The sequence below is a fragment of the Mesorhizobium sp. M7A.F.Ca.CA.001.08.2.1 genome (assembly GCF_003998455.1).
GTDB lineage: Bacteria > Pseudomonadota > Alphaproteobacteria > Rhizobiales > Rhizobiaceae > Mesorhizobium > Mesorhizobium ciceri.
Window position 1 is genome coordinate 1 of record NZ_RZPW01001076.1, and the last position, 1,585, is coordinate 1,585.

Here is a 1,585-nt window from a genome sequence, read left to right on the forward strand (position 1 = left end):
GGTTGCCGAAGCGCTGAAAACGGTGTGTACCATTTCGTTGCCGGCGCGCGCCTACAAACAGTTGCTGGCCGATCCGGCAGTGGCCGGGCTCAAGGAGTGGATCCCGGCGAATTTCGCCGGCCCCAACGGCAGCAAGGTGTTCGCGCGGCGTTCCGCCAAGACGCTTCGCGTCGGCATTTCCGGAGCATTCACCTATGCCGGCTTTCACGACGTCATTCTCGATCGCATCGACGATGTCGCCGCACAGGCGGCGCTCGATCGTGCCGTTTTCGCTGGCGGCTGCTCAGAGAACTCCGAAACCTCGGTCTCCGCGCTGTCCGAGGATATTCTGAAGCTCTACTATGACGACTATATCGCGCAATGGGACAGCTTCCTGCGCGACATGAGGCTCGCGCCATTGACCGATCTCATCGTCGCCAGTGAGAACCTCAAGGATCTTTCGAGCGCCGATTCCGCGCTGAAGCGCCTGCTGACGGCAGTGGTGCAAGAGACGGAGCTCACCCGTTCGGATGACGCGCCCGCCGGAGATGACAAGGCGGCAGCCAAAGGCGGCTCGAAACTGCTCGGCAAACTGGGCAAGCTTGGCAAGATAGTGAAAACAGGGGCAAAACTGTTGCCACGGGCGGGTTCGGCCAGCGAGGTGGACCTGACCGGCAATCTTGTGGCCGAACATTTCAAACCACTCAAGAGCACCATTGCCGAGGTCGATGGCCAGCCGCCGGCACTGGATGCCGCGGTCGTCGCGCTGACCGCGCTATCCAACGTGCTGCAGACGGTCACCGCGAACCCCAATCCGCAGGATGCTATCAAGAAGCAGGGCGGCCTTGCCGAACTGACGGGAGCGGTCGCCCGGCAGGCACAGATCCTGCCCGACCCTATCAGCATTTGGCTGGGCGGGATTGCCGGCGACACCAGCAATTTGACTCAGAAGGCGGTCACTTCGGAGCTCAACGCCATCTGGCGGGCCGATATCCTGCCTTTCTGCCAGGCGGCGCTGAACGACCGCTATCCGTTCAGCGCCGAGAGCGCGGTGGACGTGAACGTACGGGATTTCGCCCGCCTCTTTGGGCCGGCCGGGCTGATTGACGGTTTCATCAACGACCATCTGATCAACTATGTCGACATGACCAGCCAGCCATGGAAATGGCGCGCCGATTTCGGCCTTGACGGTTCGGCCTTGGCGGCGTTCGAGCAGGCCAGGCACATCCGCGACGATCTATTTGCGGGCGGCAGCGGACCCGTGATGAGCTTCACGCTTGAACCGAAGGACCTGTCTCCCAACGTCACGCGCGTCACGCTCAATCTCGATGGCCAGAGCCTCGTCTACTACAACAACGCAACGCGGCCGCAACCCATGACATGGCCCGGCAAGGACGGCACGGGCGTCATCTCGCTCGCCTTCCAGCCGATCGACGGATCGCCTGAAATAATGCTCAACGAAACCGGCAGCTGGGCGTGGCTGAGGATGCTCCGCAGTGGCCGCTTCGCCAGCACTTCGCTGACCGACGTCTACAGCCTGCGTCTGGGCACGAAAGGCATGTACGCCGATTTCGAGCTCAAGGCCGCCAGCGTCGAAAATCCGTAC

At 62.1% G+C, this 1,585-nt stretch carries 1 protein-coding gene; it reads left to right on the forward strand.

The genetic code is table 11. From position 1 onward, the window contains the following. Positions 1-1,585, forward strand: a 1,585-nt coding sequence (tssM, locus tag EN914_RS34885) for a type VI secretion system membrane subunit TssM (RefSeq protein ID WP_127389662.1), incomplete at both ends; no start/stop codon positions are given.